The organism is Sphingomonas sp., from assembly GCF_042095875.1.
Taxonomy (GTDB): Bacteria; Pseudomonadota; Alphaproteobacteria; order Sphingomonadales; family Sphingomonadaceae; genus Sphingomonas.
This window is the reverse complement of the sequence record NZ_JBELMJ010000105.1, coordinates 1-2,892: the sequence shown is the minus strand read 5'-3', so window position 1 is coordinate 2,892 and position 2,892 is coordinate 1. Positions and strand designations below refer to the sequence as shown.

The following is a 2,892-nucleotide window of genomic DNA, read 5'->3' as shown; positions in this document are numbered from 1 at the left end:
GCACGAGCACGGCAAGCAGGCCGAGCATCATCACGGTGACGTCGCGCACGAGGACGCCGGCCACGCGCCGCACGTCGAGACGCGCGGTTTCAACGAAATTCCTGTCGGCACCGGCGGCTACCACCCGCACGAGAGCCCGATCGTCATGCTGATCCCGCTGATCGTGCTGTCGATCGGCGCGGTCGCGGCGGGCTTCACCTTCCACGGCTGGTTCATCGAGCCGGGCGCGGGCGAGCGTTTCTGGAAGGGCGCGATCGCCTTCAACGAGCATCTGATGCACGCAATGCACGAGGTGCCGCTGCTGGTGCAGTTGTCGGCGACGATCGCGATGCTGACCGGGCTGCTGATCGCCTGGGCGAGCTACATCCGCTCGCCGTCGACGCCGGCGAAGACCGCGGACACGTTTCAGCCGATCTACCGCTTCCTTCTCAACAAATGGTATTTCGACGAGCTCTACAACTTCCTCTTCGTCCGGCCCGCGTTCGCGATCGGGCGGCTGCTGTGGCACAAGGGCGACGAGGGGACGATCGACCGCTTCGGTCCGAACGGATCGGCGTGGCTGGTCCAGGTCGGCAGCCGCGTGGCGGGGCGCGTCCAGACGGGATATGTGTACACCTATGCTTTTGTCATGCTGATCGGGCTGACCGCCGCGGTCACCTGGGCGATCGCGGGTTGAAGGCGGCGCGATGAACGGCTTCCCCATCCTCTCCGTCATGCTCGCAGTGCCGGCGATCGCCGCGGTCGCGTGCCTGTTCCTGTCGGCGCAGGCCGCGCGGACCACCGCGCTCGCCGCGACGCTGATCAATCTGGCGCTCGGCGTCGTGCTGTGGACCGGCTTCGACCTCGGTGGTGCACAGTGGCAGTTCGTCGAGAGCGCGCCGTTGTTCGGCCGTTTCGGCTGGGCGCTTGGCATCGACGGCTACGCGCTGCTGCTGATCGCGCTCAGCGTGTTCCTTATGCCGATCTGCATCGGCGCGAGCTGGCACGCAATCGAGAAGCGCGTCCCCGAATACATGTCGGCGTTCCTGTTCACCGAAGTGCTGATGATCGGCACCTTCGCGGCGCAGGATATCTTCCTGTTCTACATCTTCTTCGAAGCCGGCCTGATCCCGATGTTTCTTATCATCGGCATTTGGGGCGGCGCGAACCGGATCTACGCGTCGTACAAGTTCTTCCTGTACACGCTGCTCGGCTCGCTGCTGATGTTCATCGCGATGCTGTACATGAGCATCACCGCGAACACGACCAGCATCCCGGTGCTGATGGCATACGACTTTCCGGTGGGCGTGCAGACGTGGTTGTGGCTCGCCTTCTTCGCGTCGTTCGCGGTCAAGATGCCGATGTGGCCGGTGCATACCTGGCTGCCCGACGCGCACGTGCAGGCGCCGACCGCGGGTTCGGTGATTCTGGCGGGCGTGCTGTTGAAGCTCGGCGGATACGGCTTCCTTCGTTTCAGCCTGCCGATGTTCCCCGAAGCCTCGGCGCAGCTGACGCCGCTGATCTTCGGGCTGTCGGCGGTGGCGGTGATCTACACCAGCCTAGTCGCGCTGGTGCAGGCCGACATGAAGAAGCTAATCGCCTATTCCTCGGTGGCGCACATGGCGATCGTGACGATCGGGCTGTTCGCGTTCAACGCGCAGGGGATCGAGGGCGCGATGATGGTGATGCTGGGCCACGGCCTTGTGTCGGGCGCGCTGTTCCTGTGCGTCGGGGTCATCTACGACCGGCTGCACACGCGCGAGATCGCGCGCTACGGCGGTTTGGCGATCAACATGCCGCGCTACGCGATCTTCTTTCTGCTGTTCACGATGGCGTCGATCGGTCTGCCGGGCACCAGCAACTTCGTCGGCGAGATCCTGAGCCTGATGGGCGCGTATCAGGTGTCGACCTGGACCGCGCTGCTGTGCACGACCGGCATCATCCTGGGCGCGGCGTACATGCTGTACCTGTACCGCCGCGTCGTGTTCGGCGAGATCAAGTCGGACGAGGTGCGCGCCATGTCCGACCTGTCGGGCCGCGAGTTGTGGCTGCTCGCGCCGATCGCCGCCGTGGTGCTGTGGATGGGCGTGTACCCTGAGAGCTTCCTGGCGCCGATGCGCAAGGACACGCAGGTGTTGCTCGCGCGCATCAACCGGGCGCAACCGGCGGGCGACAGCCGGCCGACGCGCGGCGCCGGCATCATCCCGTCGGCGCATGCCGAACCTGCCCACGACAATCCGGCGTCCGGGGAGGCGCACTGATGGACTATGCTTCCCAACTGGCGATGACGCTCCCCGAGGTGATCCTCGCGCTCGGCGGCATCGTGCTGATGCTTGTCGCCGCCTGGGGTGGCCCAGCGTCGACCAAGGCGGTGTCGTGGGCGGCGGTGGCGGTGCTCGCCGGTGCGCTGATCGCGCTCGTCGGTCCGGCGACGTCGGGCGGTGACGCGTTCGGCGGGCTGTACCGCGCGGACGGGTTCGCCGGATTCGCCAAGGTGCTGATCTTCGTCGCCGCCGCGGTGGCGATCGTCATGGCGCCCGACTTCTTCGCGCGCACCGCTGGCGACAATCTGCGGCCCGAGTATCCGGTGCTGATCCTGCTGTCCGCCGCGGGCATGGGCATGATGGTGTCGGCGGCTGACCTGCTGACGCTCTACGTCGGGCTCGAATTACAGAGCCTGTCGGCCTACGTGCTCGCCAGCTTCATGCGGCAGGACGCGCGCTCGGCGGAGGCGGGGCTCAAGTATTTCGTGCTCGGTGCGCTCGCGTCGGGCATCCTGCTCTACGGCATCAGCCTGGTCTACGGCTTCACCGGCTCGACCATGTTCGACGAGATCGCCGGCGCCTATGCCGCGGCGGCGCTGTCGGGCGATGCCAAGTCGTACGGGCTGCTGTTCGGGCTGGTGTTCGTGTT

The 2,892-nt window shown here is 66.3% G+C and carries 2 protein-coding genes and 1 pseudogene; all 3 read left to right on the top strand.

The window, feature by feature from the left end; genetic code table 11:
• Positions 1-676: pseudogene (locus ACFDS6_RS16940) on the top strand (NADH-quinone oxidoreductase subunit L); the annotation flags it as partial.
• Between the two features lie 10 nt (positions 677-686).
• Positions 687-2,240, top strand: a complete 1,554-nt coding sequence (locus ACFDS6_RS16935) for an NADH-quinone oxidoreductase subunit M (protein WP_375273251.1) — start codon at positions 687-689, stop codon at positions 2,238-2,240.
• A partial coding sequence (locus ACFDS6_RS16930; RefSeq protein WP_375273250.1) for an NADH-quinone oxidoreductase subunit N occupies positions 2,240-2,892 on the top strand: 653 nt, incomplete at its 3' end. The genes ACFDS6_RS16935 and ACFDS6_RS16930, both read left to right, overlap by 1 nt.